Genomic DNA, 20,057 nt, shown 5'->3' with positions numbered 1-20,057 from the left:
GGAGTGTGAAGAATATGCAAATCATAGATGGAACGATTGCCAGTCCCAAAGGCTTTTATGCCACTGGCCTACATGCAGGATTAAAAAAAGAGAAGAAAGATCTAGGAGTTCTTTATTCAGAAGTTCCTGCCAATGCTGCGGCAGTATATACGACAAATCAAGTAAAGGCAGCACCGATTTTTGTTACAAAAGAGGCAATGAAGGATACCACCATTCAGGCAGTGGTAGTCAACTCAGGTATCGCCAATGCCTGCACCGGAAAACTAGGATTGGAAAATGCAAAAGAGATGCAGGCGATAACAGGGACACATTTGAATATCCCGCAAGAAAGCGTGGCTGTTGCTTCAACCGGTGTGATTGGTAAACAACTGCCAATGGAAATCATCGAAGCAGGAATCAGCAATATCGATCTGGAAAAGCCAGAACCCTATGCTTTTCATGAAGCTATTTTAACAACTGACACAGCGACAAAGGAAATCGTCATTACTGAAGAAATCAATGGTCAGCAGGTAACAATGGCAGGTGTAGCCAAAGGATCAGGGATGATTCATCCTAATATGGCGACGATGCTGGCATTCATTACAACCGATGCTCAAATTTCAGAAGAATTGCTGCAGGAAATTTTAGCAGTTAAAACTGAAACAACCTTCAATCAAATCACTGTAGATGGGGATACATCCACCAACGATATGGTGTTAGTCTTAGCCAATGGCTTGGCAGAAAATCCAGTGATCGAAAAAAATTCCAAAGCGTTTGAACAATTCGTGGCGATGTTTCAGCTAGTTAGTGAAACGTTAGCAAAGAAGATTGCCAAAGACGGAGAAGGAGCCACTAAATTGATCGAAGCACAAGTGGTCGGAGCGCTCAACGGAAGTGAAGCCCGTTTAGTCGCTAAAAAAGTCGTCGGCTCCAGTTTAGTAAAAACCGCAATGTTTGGAGAAGATCCTAATTGGGGACGAATCATTTGCGCAGTCGGCTATGCCGGTTCACACACTGATCCCGAAAAAATCGATATGTGGATCGGTGATCAGCAACTGTTGAAAAACAGCCAGCCGCAAGAATTTGACGAAACCATCATGAAACAGACTTTAGAAAAAGAAAAAATCAATATTACCGTTGATCTGAATATCGGAGAGCAAAGCGGGCAGGCTTGGGGTTGTGATTTGACCTATAAATACGTTGAAGTGAACGCATTGTACCACACATAAAAATATCAGATCGACAGTTCAAGTTCTCAGTTCCTCCAAGACAAAAAGCAAGAAATTTTGAGGAATGATATATGGCATGGGAAACGACTTATTTTTCTGGTGGAAAAATAAATTCATATAAGGAGCGAAAAGCATGGGTAAAATAGTTGTAAAAATCGGTGGGGTAGCCAGTGATAATTTAACAAATAATTTTTTTGAGCAAATTGAATCATGGCAGGCTCACGGACATGAAATCATTATTGTTCACGGCGGGGGATACTACATCACGGAAATGATGGAGCGATTAAATATCCCTGTAATGATCAATGAAGGGTTACGTGTCACAACAGAGCAAGCATTAAAGGTTACTCAAATGGTTCTGATGGGTCAGGTGCAGCCGACGATTACAACGTTATTCCAACAGCAAGGTTTTGGAACGATTGGTCTTAATGCCTCTAGCGATAATATGATTCAAGGAACGTTTATTGATCAAGAAAAATTAGGTTACGTTGGTGAGATTACCGAAATTAATCCTGCAGCCATTGAGGGGGGTTTGCATAAGAATTACATTCCGATTATCGCTCCTTTAGGAATGACAGCAAACGGCCAATGGCTTAATATCAATGCGGATGATACTGCGTGTAAAATCGCTGAAGCCCTTGAAGCAGATGCATTGTATTTGTTGACAGATGTACCAGGAGTGAAGCAAGACGAACAATGGCTTGAAAAACTATCAATCCATGAAGTTGAGCAATTGAAAGCGGAGAAAGTGATTACTGGGGGCATGATCCCTAAACTAAATAGTGCTGTCGATGCGTTAGAAAATGGTGTTTCAGAAGTTCATATTACCAATTGTATCGAATGTGCAGGTACTGTAATCGTAAAGGAGGGGGTCTTTGCATGAGTCATTTGTTTCCAAATTATGCAAGAGACACGATTGATCTAATTAAGGGTTCAGGAAGCTATGTGTATGATCAAGAGGGAAACAGCTATCTGGATTTTATGAGCGGAATCGCTGTCACAAATTTAGGTCATAACAATCCAAAAGTGATGCAGGCATTGGCTGAGCAAGCAGATAAAATTTGGCACAGCTCGAACTTGTATTCCAATCATCTGCAAGAGCAGGTAGCTGAAAAATTGAACAAGGGAAAGGATTATTTAGCTTTCTTTTGCAATAGCGGAACCGAGGCCAATGAAGCGGCGATTAAATTAGCTAGAAAAGCCACTGGGCGTTCGAAAATTTTTAGCTTTGAGCAATCATTCCACGGACGGACTTACGGGGCTTTGAGTGCAACGGGACAGCCGGCGCTGCAAGCAGGCTTTTTTCCACTCGTCGAAGGATTTGACTATCTTCCTTACAACGAACTAGCTCCATTGAAGGAACAGTTAGATGAAAACGTGGCCGCAGTCATGTTAGAGGTTATCCAAGGCGAAGGCGGAATCATACCAGCGAAAAAAGAATGGCTTCAGTCCGTCGCAAAACTATGTAAAGAAAATGGCAGTTTATTGATCATTGATGAAATTCAAACCGGTATGGGAAGAACAGGAACCTTCTACGCGTTTGAAGCTTATCAGATCGAACCAGATATCATTACGATCGCCAAAGCTTTGGCTAACGGCATTCCAGTGGGTGCGATGCTAGGAAAGATCGAATTAGCTGAAGCTTTTGGCCCTGGTTCTCACGGTACGACCTTTGGCGGGAACAATCTGGCGATGAGGGTGGCCGATACTGTAGTTAGTGAGATTAATCAGCCGGAATTTTTAGCAGAAGTTGCTGTTAAGGGCCAGTATTTATTGGATGAACTGATCAAATTGAGTGAAAAATCTGAAAAAGTCCTCGATGTTCGAGGAAAAGGCTTGATGGTGGGGATCGAGTTAAATTCGCCAGAAACGCTGCAACAGACAATTCAAGAGTTGAAGGTACAAAATCTTTTAGCAATCAAAGCTGGTAAAAACGTGCTTAGACTACTGCCCCCTTTGACCATCAGCCAAGAAGAATTGACAAAAGGCTTGGAAATTATTAACTCTGTATTACTAAAATAGGTCGATATTAACTCAATATCCATAAAAAATCCTTAGCATTTTATTCGATGCTGAGGATTTTTTGGTTGATTTGTTAGAATAACCCAACATTTTCAACAAAGATAGAATTTATCATCGTTATTTTAAAACCCAATAAACTTTGTTCTACCAACGAATTGACTTGTGATGATCATTATGTTTAAAAAATAATAAACATTTAGGAATGTAAACGGTTAAAAAAAGAGCTATCTTTTAAGCGTGAGATAAACACGAACGATTCTTAACTAAGAAAACAATTGTACGCGCTTCTCTTTTAGCAACGGCGGTGCACAGCTATTGAGGAAGAGCAGCCAATACTTGACTATAGATAATCTAAAGAGAGGAGGATGTCTATGAAGAAGCATCTATTAAACAAAAATCAGCTTTTTTCACTGAAGCGAAAGACGTTAGAAAAGCGCATAAGAAAATACTATTTTGAAACTGGCGATGCAAAAGATACCTTGGAATTTTTACTTGTACTGCAAGTACGAGAAGAATTAACCAATGACGATTTTTCTTTTATGATGGTGGATATCGTCAAACATATCTTCATGAAAACTAAAAATACGCGTTTATTGCGCCGTTTGTCTATTTTTTTCGAAGATTACTTTGATAAAAAAGAATGGAAAGTGGTATCACGAAGATTATTTACGGTCAAACATTTCATTGCCGATAAGCTAGAAAAACTATATACCCATTTTGCCAAAATGCCTTTGGAAAGCTTGGTCGGTTCATGAAGCTGATTTTTTCAGGATAAATAGAAAAGGGGTGGAGAGTATAGGCAAAACGAGAATAAGATTACAAGTTAAATATGAAAAAAGCAACGGAAACTATCATCGTTTTAGTATCAAAGACGTCAATCGTGACTTGCCAGCAGAAAAAATCAAATCCTCTTTGGGAAAACTAGCAATCGTTGATCTATTTGACCAAGACGGTGTGGGACTCTTCAAAAAAGCGGTTGAAGCAAAATTTGTCGAAACCACTGAGTCAAAAATCTTTGATAACCGAAACGATGAAGATACGCTTCAAGAAAAAAGTGCGGCGTCCGAAAAACAATTGATTCGAATTCCAGAGGATCTGATCATTACAGAAGAAAGACCAGAACCAGATATTTTGATCCAAAAAATTGGACTGCCTAAGGGAATTGATCTTCAAGAATTGAATGATCAACAGACGACTTCGATCCTAATTGCTTGCATGCACGTCAATGCTGAGCTGAAGGATGTTTGGCTTGAAGACAATCAAATTACATTGATTGAGAGATTGAAAAGCTAACCAATCATTTTAAAGAAAATACAAAAACAGCATTTATAAAACTTTTGTTTGCTTTATCAGAAATCCAACGTTGGTATAAAGCGGACATTCAACAATAATAGGCTTAGTTGGCGTAAGAAAAAAATCAAAATTTTTAAACCTGCTGAAATAGCGGGTTATTTGACGAGTCCGATTTTTCACAGTTTTATTAACTTCGCTGAGAGTCAGCTGCGTAACGTTCAGCGAACCAAGTAAATTTCACTTACCTTTATTCCTCAAACACTTCTCTAAATGTTCACTTCTAATTTTCCTCACACCTGAGACTTTCCATCACGCTTTTTTTCACTTATACTGGAGCTATCGAATTTTACCTGAATTAGAATCAAAAAAATTTTTTCAGAAATCGTTTGAAAAATCTAGTTAGGTGATTCAAAAGAAAAAATTTCATTAGTAAGAAATAAGGAGCAGTCGAATGGGAGAACGGGCGGATATTTTTTTGAGTACCTTTAATCGGATTGAAAAGGAACTAAAGCGACAATTAGGCAATCCGGTGAATATGAGCTTTAGTGAAGCGGTGAGACGCTTATCAAAACGGCGAGATAACTTAATTGGCGACAGTGAGAACGATTTGCTGCAGCTGGCACAATTGCGCAATGCGATTGTGCATGATCAAGTGGCGGATGATTTTGTTATTGCTGAGCCGAATGATTGGGCAGTTACACGCATTAAACAAATCGAGGAAAGCTTATTGCGTCCAGAAAAGGTGTTGCCAAGGTTTGGTAAAAAAGTCACTGGATTTGAACGAAATTTGCCATTGGTAGAAATCATGAAAATCATCACGGAAAAACGTTTTTCCCAGTTTCCGGTTTATGACTCTGGAAAGTTTATGGGCTTGATTACTTTGAGAACCATTGGGTTTTATTTTGCCCAAGCTAGTCTATCTGGTTCTGTTAGTCTTAAGGGTCGTATAGCTGAAGATTTATTGTTAGGAAACGGCAAGCGCACGAATTTCAAATTTGTTTCAGCTGATACAAAAGTTTCTGAGGTAGAAAAAATGTTTCAGACAGAAGCCATTTTAGAAGCGATCTTGATTACCAAAGATGGACATTCGGATGGCAACCTGTTGGGCATCATTCGGCCGCGAGATATTTATAGTCAAGAAGGGGAGCAATAAGCTTGTTAGTCATTTATTTATTATTAAGTGCAGGAATCATCGCGCTCGACCAATGGTTCAAATGGTGGATCGTCAATCAGTATAATTTTGGCGAAAGTCAAACGATCCTTCCAAATATTTTGTCACTAACCCATATTCGCAATACCGGAGGCGCGTTTAGTCTCTTTGAAGGACAGCAAATCTTTTTTATTGTTATCACGATTGTTGCAGTAGTTGCGGTGATTTATTATCTAGTCAAACATTTACAGGAGAGTAAATGGCTGACCTTAGGCTTGAGCTTCTTTTTAGCTGGGGCCATCGGTAATTTCATCGATCGTTTCCGTTTAGGTTATGTCGTGGATATGTTCCGTTTTGATTTCATTAATTTTCCAATTTTTAATATCGCTGACATGGCTTTAGTGATAGGTGTCATTATGATTTTTATTTATATTCTATTAGATGAGAGAGACAAGAAAAATGACTAATCAAATTGAAGTAATGATAAAAGAAGAAACCGGGCGGATCGATAAGGTCTTGAATGACCGCCTGGCTGATTATTCTCGTTCACAGATTCAACAATGGATCAAGGAACAACATGTTTCCATTGAAGGCAAAGTCATCAAGGCAAATTACAAAGTAAATGCTGGAGATAAAATCCTGATCGAGATTCCTGAACCCGAAGAATTGGATCTTATTCCCGAAAATTTAGATTTGGATATTGTCTATGAGGATGACGATGTCGTGGTGGTAAATAAACCTCAAGGCATGGTGGTTCATCCATCTGCGGGCCATCCCAAAGGTACGCTGGTGAATGGATTATTGTATCAAATCAAAAGCCTATCAACGATCAATGATGTGATTCGCCCAGGGATCGTCCACCGTATCGATAAGGATACTTCTGGTTTATTGATGGTGGCGAAAAATGACCGCTCCCATGAAGCATTAGCGAAACAGCTGAAAGATAAAACCTCTTTAAGAAAATATGTGGCGCTAGTTCACGGAGAGATTCCTCACGAAAAGGGACGAATCGAAGCACCAATTGGTCGTTCAAAAGTTAATCGAAAAATGCAGGCCGTGATCGAAGACGGCAAACCGGCTGTGACACATTTTGAAGTCTTGAAACGTTTTGAAGGCTTCACGTTAATTGAATTACAGCTAGAAACGGGGCGTACTCATCAAATTAGAGTACACATGCAATACATCGGTTATCCAGTCGCTGGCGATCCTTTGTATGGGCCAAAGAAAACCTTGAAGGGCAATGGACAATTTTTGCATGCGAAATTATTGGGCTTTGAACACCCTACGACAGGCGAGATGATGGTCTTTGAAGCACCGCTGCCAGAAATTTTCAAAAAAACTTTGAAACAGTTAAAAGAAAAAGATTGATTTCTTAAATCAGGAATAGTATAGTGTCTGTAGTAAGAAATAAATAACTAAATAGTAATCCTTTAAGAGTAGTCCCGTGAGGCTAAGAAGGAAGTAGATAGTGATTTAGACTAGGTGCGCCTAGGTTAACACTATCATTTTGACGAAGTCGATAACATTCCTCCTACCTAACTACGGGTAGGAGTTTTTTTTGCGAAAAATAAAGGCATTTAAACGAATAAGGATGTCAGTTCAACTTTTCGCAGTTTACTTTAGGAAGAGAAACTAGTTCCAAAAGCTGAGCCGATCATCCGCGTGAACACTCTAGTTGAATGATATACGGCATTTGAATCGAACTAATTTTTCCCTGAAAAATTAATTCATTAAAACAAATAAGGAGGAGACAGGATGTATAAAAAAGAGGTAGTAGATGAGGTAACAATGAAACGAGCGTTGACTCGGATTACTTACGAGATCATCGAGCGAAATAAGGGGGTTCAGGATATCGTCTTGATCGGGATCAAAACCCGCGGAATTTTTATCGCACAAAGAATCGCAGAACGCCTTAAGCAATTGGAGCACATCGATGTCCCGGTTGGGGAGTTGGATATTACATTGTATCGGGACGATGTGAATGTAGCGGAAGCTGAACCGGAATTACATTCATCAGATATTCCTTTTTCAATTGAGGGCAAAGAAGTAATCTTGGTCGACGATGTCTTGTTCACCGGCAGAACAATTCGTGCAGCTCTAGATGCTGTCATCGACTTAGGTCGTCCAAACCGTATCTCTCTGGCAGTCTTAGTTGACCGCGGCCATCGCGAATTGCCAATCCGCGCGGATTATGTTGGGAAAAATATCCCAACAGCCTTGACGGAGGAAATTGTCGTTGAAATGGAAGAAAACGACGGGCAGGACCGCATCTTAATTCAAAAAGAAGACTAATCAGACAAATATTTAGACACTAGAAAGAGGAAATCCAATGCAAGAGTTTCACAATGATGACGTTGTTTTAGATATTCACGACCGCCCAAGTGCAGGCCACTGGGTCGGATTAAGTATTCAACATTTATTCACCATGTTCGGTGCGACCGTCTTGGTACCGATCTTAGTCGGAATCAATCCAAGTATCGCTCTAGTAAGTTCGGGGTTAGGAACCTTGGTTTACTTAACGGTAACCAAAGGGAAAATCCCCGCTTACTTAGGTAGTAGCTTCGCCTTTATCGCGGCGATGAAATTATTAATGAAAAGTGACGGCTATCCAGCAGTTGCCCAAGGGGCTTTGACCTGCGGTTTGGTTTACCTGATCGTTTCCTTCATTATTAAAAAAATCGGCTCTGGCTGGCTGGATAAAATCTTACCGCCGATTGTCGTTGGACCAGTGGTAATGGTTATTGGCTTAGGCCTAGCCAGCAACGCTGCACAAAATGCCATGTATAACAACGGCGAATACAGCTTCAAATATGTGTTAGTTGCTTTGATTACTTTAGCCTTAACAATTTTCTTCAATATGTTCTTCACCGGATTTTTGGGATTGATTCCCATTCTGTTAGGAATCGTTGGCGGCTACATTACAGCAATGATCTTCGGCATCATCGACTATCAACCGATCATCGATGCAAAATGGTTGGCGATGCCAGCGTTCAGTGTGCCATTCGCTACTTATCAGCCAAAACTGTACGTTAACGCGATTACAACAATGGCGCCAATCGCTTTTGTCACCATGACTGAACACATCGGCCACTTGATGGTATTAAATAAATTAACGAAGCGCAATTTCTTCGAAAATCCTGGTTTGGATCGCACCTTGATGGGGGATGGTTTAGCCCAAATCGTCGCAGGCCTAGTAGGCGGACCTCCGGTAACCAGTTACGGAGAAAACATCGGCGTACTGGCAATCACCCGCGTACACAGTGTGTTCGTTATCGGCGGTGCCGCGATCTTCGCAGTCTTATTAGGATTTGTCGGCAAACTCAGCGCCTTGATCTTAAGTATCCCAGGGCCGGTAATCTCAGGCATCAGCTTCATCTTGTTTGGAGTCATCGCAGCCAGCGGATTGAAAATTTTAATTGAAAATAAAATTGATTTTGATAAGAAAAAGAATCTATTGATTGCTTCAACTATCCTAGTCATTGGAATTGGCGGATTGGTCTTTGAAGCAGGCACCTTCACATTATCTGCTATGGCTTTAGCCACAGTCTTAGGAATTATCTTGAACTTAATCCTGCCGGAGCAGGCACGTAGCGAGAAATAGACAGCCAAGCATTTTATCTAGGAATTAAAGGAGGAAATTTCATGATCATCCAGTCTGAAGAGATCAGTCTGAAACATTTATTGACGGTGGAAGCCTTAACCGATCAAGAGGTGATGGGACTGATTCGTCGAGCGCAGCAGTTCAAACAAGGTGCGCGATGGACACCCCACAAGGACCAATACTTTGTTTCCAATCTTTTCTTTGAAAATAGTACCCGAACCCATAAAAGTTTTGAAGTCGCTGAGAAAAAACTCGGACTAGATGTGATTGATTTTGACGCCAAAACCAGCTCGGTTCAAAAAGGGGAAACTCTTTATGACACGGTATTAACGATGTCGGCATTGGGGGTGGATGTAGCAGTAATTCGCCATAGCGATGAGAACTACTACGATGAATTAATCCAAAGCAAAACGATTCAATGTTCGATCGTCAACGGTGGGGACGGCAGTGGGCAGCATCCTACTCAATGTTTGCTTGACCTAATGACGATTTATCAAGAGTTTGGCCGCTTTGCTGGATTAAAAGTCGCGATTGCAGGAGATATTACCCATTCGCGCGTCGCAAAATCTAATATGCAAATGTTGAAACGCCTCGGCGCAGAAGTTTATTTTTCTGGACCGAAAGAATGGTATGACGAAAGCTTTGATGTGTATGGTACCTATCGTCCATTGGATGAGCTTGTACCTGAGGTGGATGTCATGATGCTCTTAAGAGTGCAGCACGAACGACATGATGGACAGGAAAGCTTTTCAAAGGAAGAATATCATCAAAAATACGGCTTAACGATTGAACGCGGGAAGCAATTGAAAGAAAAAGCGATTATTATGCATCCGGCGCCAGTCAATCGCGATGTCGAAATTGCAGACAGTTTAGTTGAAAGCTTACAGTCACGAATCGTTCCGCAAATGACCAATGGTGTCTATATTCGGATGGCTATTTTAGAAGCAGTACTTAATGGAAAAGCGTAAAGGGGCAGATAATATGAAAACATTAATTAAAAATGGAAAGATCGTAACAAAAGACAATCAAACAATGGCATGTGACCTTTGGCTAGAGAACGGGATTATCGCCGGTATCGGCAAAGACTTTTCGGGCATTTCGTTTGATCACGAGTACGACGCAAACAATCAATTAATCACACCAGGTTTAGTTGATGTTCATGTTCATTTACGAGAACCAGGCTTTACTTATAAAGAAACCATCAAGGATGGCTCAAAGGCGGCAGCTCGCGGCGGCTACACAACAGTCTGCGCCATGCCGAATCTTGATCCAGTTCCTGACACCGTTGAAAAATTCAACGACGTAAAAGCAATCATTGATAAGGATGCAGTCGTAAAAGTCCATCAATACGCACCGATTACAGAGGAACTTCGCAGCGAAACCTTAACCGATCAAAAAGGCTTGAAAGCAGCCGGTGCCTTCGCCTTCACGAATGACGGAGTAGGGGTACAAACAGCTGGAACCATGTATCTAGCCATGAAGGAAGCCGCGGAAAATAATATGGCGCTAGTCGCTCACACCGAAGATGAATCCTTATTATTCGGCGGCGTAATGCATCACGGGAAAATCAGTGAAAAGCTTGATTTACCAGGGATTTTAAGTGCGACTGAATCTTCACAAATCGCTAGAGACTTGATCTTAGCAGAGGAAACCGGCGTACACTACCATGTTTGCCACGTTTCTACTAAAGAAAGTGTGCGTGTCATCCGCGACGCGAAGAAAGCCGGTGTGCACGTAACCGCAGAAGTTTCTCCGCATCACTTGATCTTAGTCGATGAAAATATTCCAGAGGATCACGGCTACTGGAAAATGAATCCACCGTTACGCGGAGTGGAGGATCGCGAAGCCTTGATCGAAGGTTTGCTTGACGGTACGATCGACTGTATCGCAACCGACCATGCGCCTCACGGCTTCGAAGAAAAAAATCAAAGCTTCTTGAAATCACCATTCGGAATCGTCGGCAGCGAAACGGCCTTCCAATTAATCTATACACACTTTGTTGAAACAGGACGCTTTACTTTAGAACAAGTGATTGATTGGATGGCAGTCAAGCCAGCGGAAATTTTCGGAATGACAGTGGGAACCTTAAACATTGGTCAGCCAGCGGACATCGCGGTATTTGACCTTAGTCACGAAGAAAAAATCGATGACAAAAAATTTGCTTCATTAGGAGTGAACACGCCTTTCACTGGCTGGCCAGTCAAGGGTGCGACACTGATGACCTTCGTGGATGGTCAGTTGGTATACAACAAGGAGGACTAAGACGTTGAAAAGACTTTTAATATTAGAAGATGGCACAGTATTTGAAGGGGAAGGCTTCGGCGCCGAAGCAAATGTGGTCGGCGAAGTGGTTTTCACCACAAGTATGACCGGTTATCAAGAAACGATTACGGACCAAAGCTTCAATGGACAAATCATTACCTTCACCTATCCAATGGTCGGAAATTATGGCGTGAACCGCGATGATTATGAATCCATCGCACCCACCTGTAAAGGCGTGATCGTAAAAGAACACGCCCGCTTAGCCAGCAACTGGCGCAACCAAATGACGCTAGACGAATTTTTGAAGCGTAAAGGGATTCCAGGAATTTCCGGAATTGACACTCGCGCATTAACGAAAAAATTACGCAGCGTTGGAACCATGAAGGGCAGCATTGTTGATCCAGCCGATCAGTTTGAACATTCGTTTGATCAACTAAAGGCAACGGTCTTACCAACGAACCAAGTTGCACAAGTTTCAACAGTTACTCCTTACCCAAGCCCAGGTGTGGGACGCAATGTGGTCGTGATCGACTTCGGCTTAAAACACAGTATTCTGCGAGAATTGTCGCGTCGCGAATGTAATTTGACTGTGATGCCTTATAACACTGATGCTCAAACGATTTTAGACCTTTGTCCGGATGGTGTGATGTTGACCAATGGCCCTGGAGATCCCAAAGATGTGCCAGAAGCAATCGAAATGATTCAGCAGATTCAAGGAAAAGTGCCGATTTTCGGGATTTGTCTTGGACACCAGCTGTTCTCATTAGCCAACGGTGCGGATACCTACAAAATGAAGTTTGGACACCGCGGATTGAATCATCCGGTGCGGGAAATCGCTACCGGTCGCATCGATTTTACTTCACAGAATCATGGATTTGCAGTCGATGAAAAAACAATTGATCCAGAAAAATTAATGGTTACCCACGTAGAAGTCAATGATGGCACGGTTGAAGGGGTTCGTCATCGGAATTACCCAGCCTTCAGCGTTCAGTATCACCCAGACGCTGCGCCGGGACCACACGACGGGGTTCATTTATTTGATGAGTTTATGGAAATGATGGATGCATGGAAGGAGCAAGCATAAATGCCAAAACGTACAGATATTAAAAAGATCATGGTGATCGGTTCTGGACCTATCGTGATCGGACAAGCCGCGGAATTTGATTACGCCGGCACACAAGCTTGCTTAGCGTTAAAAGAAGAAGGCTATGAAGTTGTTCTGGTAAATTCAAACCCAGCAACGATCATGACCGACAAAGAAATTGCAGACAGTGTTTATATCGAACCAATCACGCTCGAATTTGTTTCTCGCATCCTGCGCAAAGAATTGCCAGATGCGATCCTGCCAACATTAGGCGGGCAAACTGGCTTGAACATGGCAATGGAATTAGCAGATTCAGGCATTTTAGATGAGTTAAAAATTGAATTGCTGGGAACAAAATTGTCGGCGATCGATCAAGCAGAGGACCGCGACTTGTTTAAGCAATTAATGGAAGAATTGAATCAACCAATTCCTGAATCTGAGATCGTGAATACCGTTGAAGAAGCGGTAGCCTTCGCCAATACCATCGGTTATCCGATCATCGTTCGTCCAGCCTTCACACTAGGTGGAACTGGCGGCGGGATGTGTGACAACGAAGAAGAGCTTCGGACTGTCGCTGAAAACGGGTTGAAGCTTTCACCAGCGACGCAATGTTTGATTGAAAAATCAATCGCTGGCTTCAAGGAAATCGAATATGAAGTGATGCGGGATTCAGCTGACAATGCCATCGTGGTTTGTAACATGGAAAACTTCGATCCAGTTGGTGTGCACACCGGAGATTCTATCGTATTCGCGCCAAGCCAGACGCTATCTGACTATGAATATCAAATGCTGCGGGATGCTTCCTTATCGATCATTCGCGCCTTGAAAATCGAAGGCGGCTGTAATGTGCAGCTGGCTCTTGACCCACATAGCTTCAACTACTATGTAATCGAAGTAAATCCGCGAGTATCTCGCTCATCAGCCTTGGCAAGTAAAGCAACAGGTTATCCAATTGCGAAGTTGGCAGCAAAAATCGCGGTAGGCTTGACGCTGGATGAAATGAAAAATCCAGTAACAGAAACGACCTATGCAGAATTTGAACCGGCTCTAGATTATGTCGTTGCCAAAATTCCGCGTTGGCCCTTTGATAAATTCGAAAGTGGCGAACGTGTCTTAGGCACACAAATGAAGGCCACCGGTGAAGTCATGGCGATCGGTCGGAACATCGAAGAATCATTATTGAAGGCCGTTCGCTCACTAGAAATTGGAACTTACCATGCGGAATTACCAGAACTAAGCGAAGTGACTGATGACGAATTAACTGAAAAAATGGTCAAGGCACAAGATGATCGCTTATTCTATCTAACCGAAGCAATTCGTCGCGGCTATTCAATCGAAGAAATCAATGAGTTGACCAAAGTCGATCTCTTCTTCCTAGATAAGCTGCTTCATATTGTTGAATTAGAAACAGCTTTAGCCCAAAACAAAAAAGATGTTGAGCTATTGAAGAAAGCCAAACAGAATGGTTTTGCGGATGTGAAGATCGCACAGCTTTGGGACATGACAGCCAATGAAGTGCGGGAATTCCGAACTGCTGAAAAAATCGTTCCAGTCTACAAGATGGTAGACACCTGTGCGGCGGAATTTGAATCACAAACACCGTACTTTTACAGTACCTACGAATTTGAAAATGAAAGTATCCGTTCTGACAAAGAATCTGTTCTAGTTTTAGGCTCAGGTCCGATTCGAATCGGGCAAGGAGTGGAGTTTGACTACGCAACCGTTCACTCAGTAAAGGCAATTCAAGCAGCTGGCTATGAAGCGATCATTATGAACAGCAATCCAGAAACTGTTTCTACTGATTTCTCCATCTCAGACAAGCTCTATTTCGAGCCGTTAACCCTTGAAGATGTGATGAACGTGATCGAGTTAGAACAACCGATTGGCGTGATCGTCCAATTCGGTGGACAAACCGCGATTAATCTTGCTGAACCTTTAGTTAATAACGGGGTTAAAATTTTAGGAACAACCATCGAAGATTTAGACCGCGCGGAAGACCGTGATCAGTTCGAACAAGTGCTGAAAAGTCTATCCATTCCGCAACCGCCAGGTGATACAGCAACGAGCGCGGTAGAAGCAGTTAAAATCGCTGAAAGAATCGGTTATCCAGTCTTGGTTCGTCCAAGCTATGTCTTAGGCGGACGGGCGATGGAAATCGTTGAAAACCAATCCGATTTGGAAGACTATATGGCCCACGCGGTCAAAGCCTCTCCTGAACATCCTGTTTTAGTCGACAGCTATTTAGTCGGTAAGGAATGTGAAGTAGATGCCATCTGTGACGGCGAAACCGTCTTGATCCCAGGAATTATGGAACATATCGAACGCGCAGGGGTTCACTCAGGCGATTCGATGGCGGTCTATCCGCCACAAACCTTCTCCGATGAGTTGAAGGCAACGATTGAAGATTATACACGCCGGTTAGCATTAGGGATGAACTGCATCGGCATGATGAACATCCAGTTCGTTATCCATAACGATGAAGTCTTTGTCATCGAAGTCAATCCTCGTGCGAGTCGAACGGTGCCATTCTTGAGTAAAATCACGAATATTCCGATGGCACAGATCGCAACAAAAGCAATCTTAGGCCAAAGCCTGAAGGAGCTTGGCTATGAAGATGGACTTTATCCTGAAAGCGACATGGTTCACGTTAAAGCACCAGTCTTCAGCTTCACGAAGCTGCAAAAGGTCGATACCTACTTAGGACCTGAAATGAAATCAACAGGCGAAGTCATGGGAACCGATAGTAATTTAGCAAAAGCTCTGTATAAAGCCTTCGCAGCATCTGGATTACATTTACCAGATTTCGGCGCAGTCTTGTTTACAGTAGCCGATGAAAACAAGGACGAAGCTTTAGATTTAGCCAAACGCTTCAAGGATGTCGGCTACAGCTTAGTTGCGACAGATGGAACAGCCAATTTCTTAGAAGAAAATGGCTTAAGTGCGGAACGAATCGCGAAAATCTCTGAATCAGATGATCACAATGTGATTGAGTTGATTCGCACGGGCAAAGCGCAAGTGGTCATCAATACGACCGATAAAAATCGCCAAAATTCATCCGAAGACGGCTTTATCATTCGCCGTGAAGCAGTTGAGCACGGTGTACCATTATTCACATCCTTAGATACAGCGGATGCCATCTTAAGAGTGATGGAATCACGGGCATTTTCAATTCAAGAAATTTAATTCACACAGAGTGAAGCATGCTTCACTCTGTCGATTTATAGGGAGGCCGTTATGAAGCAGGAAATGATGACGATTGTTCGTCAACAAGAGTTAGCTCCGAGAATCTATGAACTGGTTTTAACCGGAGAATTAGTCAAAGAAATGTCAACGCCTGGGCAATTCTTGCATATTCGCGTACCAAGAAGCGACTTATTATTGCGTCGTCCGATCAGTATTAATCAATACGACCAATCTATGGGAACCTGCACGATCATTTATCGTGTTGAAGGAGATGGAACCAGATATTTTTCTGAAATGTCGGCCGGAGATCAGCTAGATGTGATGGGACCACTAGGCCATGGCTTTGAAATTGACAGCCTAAACGCTGGAGATACTGCCTTTATCGTTGGTGGGGGTATCGGCGTACCGCCGCTTTATCAACTTTCAAAAGAGCTGAAGGCAAAGGGCGTGAAGGTGATTCATTTTCTGGGTTTTGGGACCCAAGAGGTGGTTTATTATGCGGATGAATTTCAAGCCCTAGGAGAAACCCGTTTTTCGACAGATGACGGAACACTTGGGATTCAAGGCAATGTCGGTAATTTATTGCTGGCAGAAGAACGTCAACCAGATGCAGTTTTTGCTTGCGGCAATAACGGTCTTTTAAAAACAGTCGAACAATTGTACAGTGAAGTCGCCAATGTGCAGCTTTCATTAGAATCCCGCATGGCTTGCGGGATGGGCGCCTGCTATGCTTGCGTCTGCCATGTACCTGAGGATGAAAACAAGAGTGTCAAAGTATGTGAAGACGGGCCCGTTTTCCAAGCAGGGGAGGTCATCTTTTAATGAGTATTGCAGTGAAGTTACCCGGATTAGACCTGAAGAATCCGATTATGCCAGCAAGCGGATGCTTCGGATTTGGCAAGGAGTATGCGGATTACTATGATTTGAATCAATTAGGCGCCATCATGATTAAGGCGACTACACCAAAGGAACGCTTTGGTAATGCAACACCGCGCGTAGCGGAAACACCAAGCGGGATGCTAAACGCCATCGGCCTGCAAAATCCCGGCATGGATGTCGTATTAGAAGAGATCTTACCAAGTTTAGAAAAGTACCAGGAACTGCCAATTATCGCCAATGTGGCAGGTGCCTGCGAAGAAGATTACGTCGAAGTCTGCGCTAAAATCGGTAATGCACCAAACGTCAAAGCAATTGAATTAAATATTTCATGCCCAAATGTAAAACACGGCGGAATCGCTTTTGGGACCGACCCAGAGGTTGCTTATCGATTAACAAAAGCAGTCAAAGAAGTCGCAACAGTTCCGGTCTATGTCAAATTAAGTCCCAACGTGACCGATATCGTACCGATCGCAAAGGCCATTGAAAAAGGCGGAGCTGATGGTTTCACTATGATCAATACCTTACTTGGCATGCGGATCGACTTAAAAACGCGCCAACCAATCTTAGCAAATAGAACCGGCGGCTTATCCGGACCAGCCATCAAACCAGTCGCAATCCGTCTGATCAATCAAGTAGCAGCAGTCAGTGAACTACCGATCATCGGCATGGGCGGCGTGCAAACCGTTGATGATGTTTTAGAAATGTTTATGGCCGGAGCAAGTGCGGTAGCAGTTGGTACAGCCAACTTTACCGATCCATATATTTGTCCAAAACTAATCGACGAGCTGCCGATCAGAATGGCAGAGCTTGGGATCGAATCTTTGGAGCAGCTAAGACAAGAGACTAGAGGAGGGTTCTAATGGAAAATCGACCGATTATTGCTTTTGACTTCGCTTCAAAACAGGAAATTGAAACCTTTTTAACCCATTTTCCCATCAGTGAAAAACTATTCGTGAAAATCGGGATGGAACTTTTTTATCAAGAAGGACCAGCAATCGTTAATTTTCTACGTAATCAAGGACATGACATTTTCCTTGATTTGAAGCTTCACGACATTCCTAATACCGTACAAAAAGCAATGCGGGGGATCGCAAAGATGGGCGTGAAAATCACGAATGTTCACGCAGCCGGCGGTGTGGAAATGATGCAAGCGGCGAAGCAAGGGTTGACTGAAGGAACAAAAGAGGGTCAAATAATTCCTGAATTAATCGCTGTTACCCAATTAACCTCTACCAGCGAAGAACAAATGCATGAGGATCAGCTAATTGAAGTCAGTCTGCAAGAAAGCGTGCTGCACTACGCAAAATGTGCAGAAAAAGCTGGATTAGAGGGCGTTGTTTGTTCGGCCCATGAAGTAGAAAAAATCCATCACGCGACAAATGATACTTTTATCTGCTTAACACCGGGAATTCGTCCGCAAGGGGCCAGCGTTGGCGACCAAAAACGCGTAATGACACCGGCTAAAGCTCGTGAGATCGGCTCAAATTATATCGTGGTCGGAAGACCTATCACGCAAGCTGAAAATCCTTATGAAAGTTACTTACAAATCAAAAAAGAATGGAATGGTGAAGCATAAATGATCGCAGAACAAATCGCCAAAGACTTATTATCAATCGAAGCAGTCTCCTTAAGTCCCGACGAGCCTTTTACTTGGGCAAGCGGACTCAAATCACCTATTTACTGTGATAACCGTGTAACCATGAGCTATCCAGAAGTACGCCGTGCCATCGCGCAAGGCTTAGCCGCAAAAATCAAAGAAGAATTTCCTAACGTAGAAGTGATTGCCGGAACAGCAACGGCTGGGATTCCTCATGCTGCTTGGGTAGCAGAAATTCTAGATTTACCAATGGTTTATATCCGCAGTAAAGCCAAAGACCATGGACGCGGCAATCAAATCGAAGGCCGAATTACTGAAGGCCAGAAGATGGTCGTAATCGAAGACTTAATCTCAACTGGCGGAAGTGTGCTGGAAGCTGCTGCCGCAGCAAAACGCGAAGGCGCAGATGTCTTAGGAGTTGCAGCAATCTTCACCTACGAACTAGATAAGGGCAAGAAAAATTTCGAAGAGGCTAACACACCATTAACCACTTTAACAAACTATTCAACCTTGATTGAAAGTGCCTTACAAGAAAATTACATCAATCAGGAACAGCTTGAGCTGTTAAAAAAATGGCGGAAAGATCCTGAGAACTGGTTAAACTAACAAAATTTAAATATTGTTATTTAATATATTTTCTCTAGCTGATTTCCTCTATTTAGTATATAATATTGTTAAGTTCTTGAAAGCACTTTACAACGTAGTGAAGTGTTCACTTGAAAGGCAGTACGTTAAAAAATTAAATAAGTTAAATCATAGAGGATTTAATTAAATAAGCAAAGAGGCTTAGTATTCAACAAAAATTGTTGATACTAGGTCTCTTTTTGTCTTTTTCAGAAAGGGATGGAAGCATGAGTAAGAGCTATTTCATATTAAGTGAGGAAAAGGAGCCGCAGTTATTTAAATTGATGAAGGATTATTCGTTAGCGGTCGGTGTTTGTTTTTTTATTACTGATATCAATGGGTATCAACAGTCAGAGATTCCCGAAAGTCATAGCCTATGTGAAATGATCCAATCAACTGCTAAAGAAAAAGCCGCCTGTGAAAATTGCCAAATGCATCAGATGATTTATCCCATAAAAAGAAGAAGCATCAACAAGTATCTTTGCCATGCAGGCTTTACTCATGTTCCCTTGCCAGTTTATATCAACAATATTTTAGTCGGATATCTCATTATTGGACGGTTGGCGGAGGCACAGAATCGCCATCTGATTGAAAAAAATCAATCTAGTAATGTTTCTGAAGAATTGAGGATGACAACCTATTTTTCAGCAGAAAGATTGGAAAAAATTATCGAACTATTTGTCAGCCTTGCGCAAAGTACCTTAACAAATTCGAACCCTAAACGAAAAATCGATGTTGGACAGTTAAGAGACGCCAATGAAATGATCGAGATGTTTCCTAAAAAAACAGAAATTATCAATGCAGTAAAGTATATCGAAAAAAATCTTCATCGAAAAATTTGTCTAGAAGAGGTCGCAAACAAGGTGTATCTAAGTCAGTACTATTTCAGCAAGCTTTTTAAAAAGGAACTAGGGATGAATTTTATAACCTATTTAAAATACCAACGAGTAATCAAAGCCAAAGAGTTTCTCCGTCATTCAAACTTGAGCATCGATGAAATTGCCCGACGTGTCGGCTTCTCACAAACAAGCTATTTTTGCAAAAGCTTTAGGGACATCACTTCAAAATCTCCTTCTAGCTTTCGCAAAGAAATAAACAGCGAAAATTCTCAACCGTTAAAACAAACGATGACTGTCTAACAATTTAAAAAAAGG

At 42.2% G+C, this 20,057-nt stretch carries 19 protein-coding genes; all 19 read left to right on the top strand.

Going from position 1 to position 20,057, the window contains the following annotated elements:
* Nucleotides 1-14: 14 nt before the first annotated feature.
* Complete coding sequence (argJ, locus tag IGI52_RS03935; RefSeq protein ID WP_438780542.1) at nucleotides 15-1,208, top strand: bifunctional ornithine acetyltransferase/N-acetylglutamate synthase; 1,194 nt, start codon at nucleotides 15-17, stop codon at nucleotides 1,206-1,208.
* Nucleotides 1,209-1,341: 133 nt separating this feature from the next.
* Nucleotides 1,342-2,091: an acetylglutamate kinase gene (gene argB, locus IGI52_RS03930; RefSeq protein ID WP_438780541.1), complete on the top strand. Its 750-nt coding sequence runs from the start codon at nucleotides 1,342-1,344 to the stop codon at nucleotides 2,089-2,091.
* Entirely contained in the window at nucleotides 2,088-3,230 is a 1,143-nt protein-coding gene (locus tag IGI52_RS03925; protein WP_438780540.1) for an acetylornithine transaminase, read from the top strand. Before argB ends, IGI52_RS03925 begins: the two co-directional genes overlap by 4 nt.
* A 371-nt stretch (nucleotides 3,231-3,601) precedes the next feature.
* Entirely contained in the window at nucleotides 3,602-3,985 is a 384-nt protein-coding gene (locus tag IGI52_RS03920) for a hypothetical protein (RefSeq protein ID WP_102871273.1), read from the top strand.
* Nucleotides 3,986-4,016: 31 nt separating this feature from the next.
* The gene (locus tag IGI52_RS03915; RefSeq protein WP_118368028.1) at nucleotides 4,017-4,523 is read left to right on the top strand and encodes a DUF2922 family protein; all 507 of its coding nucleotides are present in this window, start codon (nucleotides 4,017-4,019) and stop codon (nucleotides 4,521-4,523) included.
* 451 nt (nucleotides 4,524-4,974) lie between these two features.
* A complete protein-coding gene (locus IGI52_RS03910) occupies nucleotides 4,975-5,676 on the top strand; it encodes a CBS domain-containing protein (RefSeq protein WP_016180202.1) in 702 nt (233 codons plus the stop codon).
* 2 nt (nucleotides 5,677-5,678) lie between these two features.
* Nucleotides 5,679-6,140 carry a signal peptidase II gene (gene lspA, locus IGI52_RS03905; protein WP_176674613.1) on the top strand — a complete coding sequence of 154 codons (462 nt, stop codon included), beginning with the start codon at nucleotides 5,679-5,681 and terminating at the stop codon, nucleotides 6,138-6,140.
* Nucleotides 6,133-7,041 carry an RluA family pseudouridine synthase gene (locus IGI52_RS03900; protein ID WP_216407352.1) on the top strand — a complete coding sequence of 303 codons (909 nt, stop codon included), beginning with the start codon at nucleotides 6,133-6,135 and terminating at the stop codon, nucleotides 7,039-7,041. The genes lspA and IGI52_RS03900 overlap by 8 nt, the downstream gene beginning before the upstream one ends.
* A gap of 387 nt (nucleotides 7,042-7,428) precedes the next feature.
* Complete coding sequence (gene pyrR / locus IGI52_RS03895) at nucleotides 7,429-7,965, top strand: bifunctional pyr operon transcriptional regulator/uracil phosphoribosyltransferase PyrR (RefSeq protein WP_016180205.1); 537 nt, start codon at nucleotides 7,429-7,431, stop codon at nucleotides 7,963-7,965.
* A 37-nt stretch (nucleotides 7,966-8,002) separates the two neighbouring features.
* A complete protein-coding gene (locus IGI52_RS03890; protein ID WP_016180206.1) occupies nucleotides 8,003-9,274 on the top strand; it encodes a solute carrier family 23 protein in 1,272 nt (423 codons plus the stop codon).
* A gap of 41 nt (nucleotides 9,275-9,315) precedes the next feature.
* Nucleotides 9,316-10,242 carry an aspartate carbamoyltransferase catalytic subunit gene (locus IGI52_RS03885; RefSeq protein ID WP_016180207.1) on the top strand — a complete coding sequence of 309 codons (927 nt, stop codon included), beginning with the start codon at nucleotides 9,316-9,318 and terminating at the stop codon, nucleotides 10,240-10,242.
* Between the two features lie 13 nt (nucleotides 10,243-10,255).
* Nucleotides 10,256-11,536 carry a dihydroorotase gene (locus IGI52_RS03880; protein WP_102872711.1) on the top strand — a complete coding sequence of 427 codons (1,281 nt, stop codon included), beginning with the start codon at nucleotides 10,256-10,258 and terminating at the stop codon, nucleotides 11,534-11,536.
* Nucleotides 11,537-11,540: 4 nt separating this feature from the next.
* Entirely contained in the window at nucleotides 11,541-12,620 is a 1,080-nt protein-coding gene (locus IGI52_RS03875; RefSeq protein WP_016180209.1) for a carbamoyl phosphate synthase small subunit, read from the top strand.
* A complete protein-coding gene (carB, locus tag IGI52_RS03870) occupies nucleotides 12,621-15,803 on the top strand; it encodes a carbamoyl-phosphate synthase large subunit (protein ID WP_438780539.1) in 3,183 nt (1,060 codons plus the stop codon).
* A gap of 33 nt (nucleotides 15,804-15,836) precedes the next feature.
* Nucleotides 15,837-16,625, top strand: coding sequence for a dihydroorotate dehydrogenase electron transfer subunit (locus IGI52_RS03865; RefSeq protein WP_370448000.1), 789 nt, complete (start codon nucleotides 15,837-15,839; stop codon nucleotides 16,623-16,625).
* Nucleotides 16,625-17,542, top strand: coding sequence for a dihydroorotate dehydrogenase (locus tag IGI52_RS03860; protein WP_438780538.1), 918 nt, complete (start codon nucleotides 16,625-16,627; stop codon nucleotides 17,540-17,542). Before IGI52_RS03865 ends, IGI52_RS03860 begins: the two co-directional genes overlap by 1 nt.
* Nucleotides 17,542-18,258 (top strand): orotidine-5'-phosphate decarboxylase, encoded by a 717-nt coding sequence (gene pyrF, locus IGI52_RS03855; RefSeq protein ID WP_438780537.1) that lies wholly within the window; start codon nucleotides 17,542-17,544, stop codon nucleotides 18,256-18,258. Before IGI52_RS03860 ends, pyrF begins: the two co-directional genes overlap by 1 nt.
* Entirely contained in the window at nucleotides 18,259-18,885 is a 627-nt protein-coding gene (pyrE, locus tag IGI52_RS03850) for an orotate phosphoribosyltransferase (RefSeq protein WP_438780536.1), read from the top strand.
* Nucleotides 18,886-19,130: 245 nt separating this feature from the next.
* Nucleotides 19,131-20,042 (top strand): helix-turn-helix domain-containing protein, encoded by a 912-nt coding sequence (locus tag IGI52_RS03845; RefSeq protein ID WP_438780535.1) that lies wholly within the window; start codon nucleotides 19,131-19,133, stop codon nucleotides 20,040-20,042.
* Nucleotides 20,043-20,057 lie beyond the last annotated feature (15 nt).

It is taken from the genome of Enterococcus sp. DIV0187 (assembly GCF_051713785.1).
Classification (GTDB): domain Bacteria; phylum Bacillota; class Bacilli; order Lactobacillales; family Enterococcaceae; genus Enterococcus_A; species Enterococcus_A avium.
The sequence above is the reverse complement of the archived record's forward strand: the minus strand, read 5'-3'. Positions and strand labels throughout refer to the sequence as shown.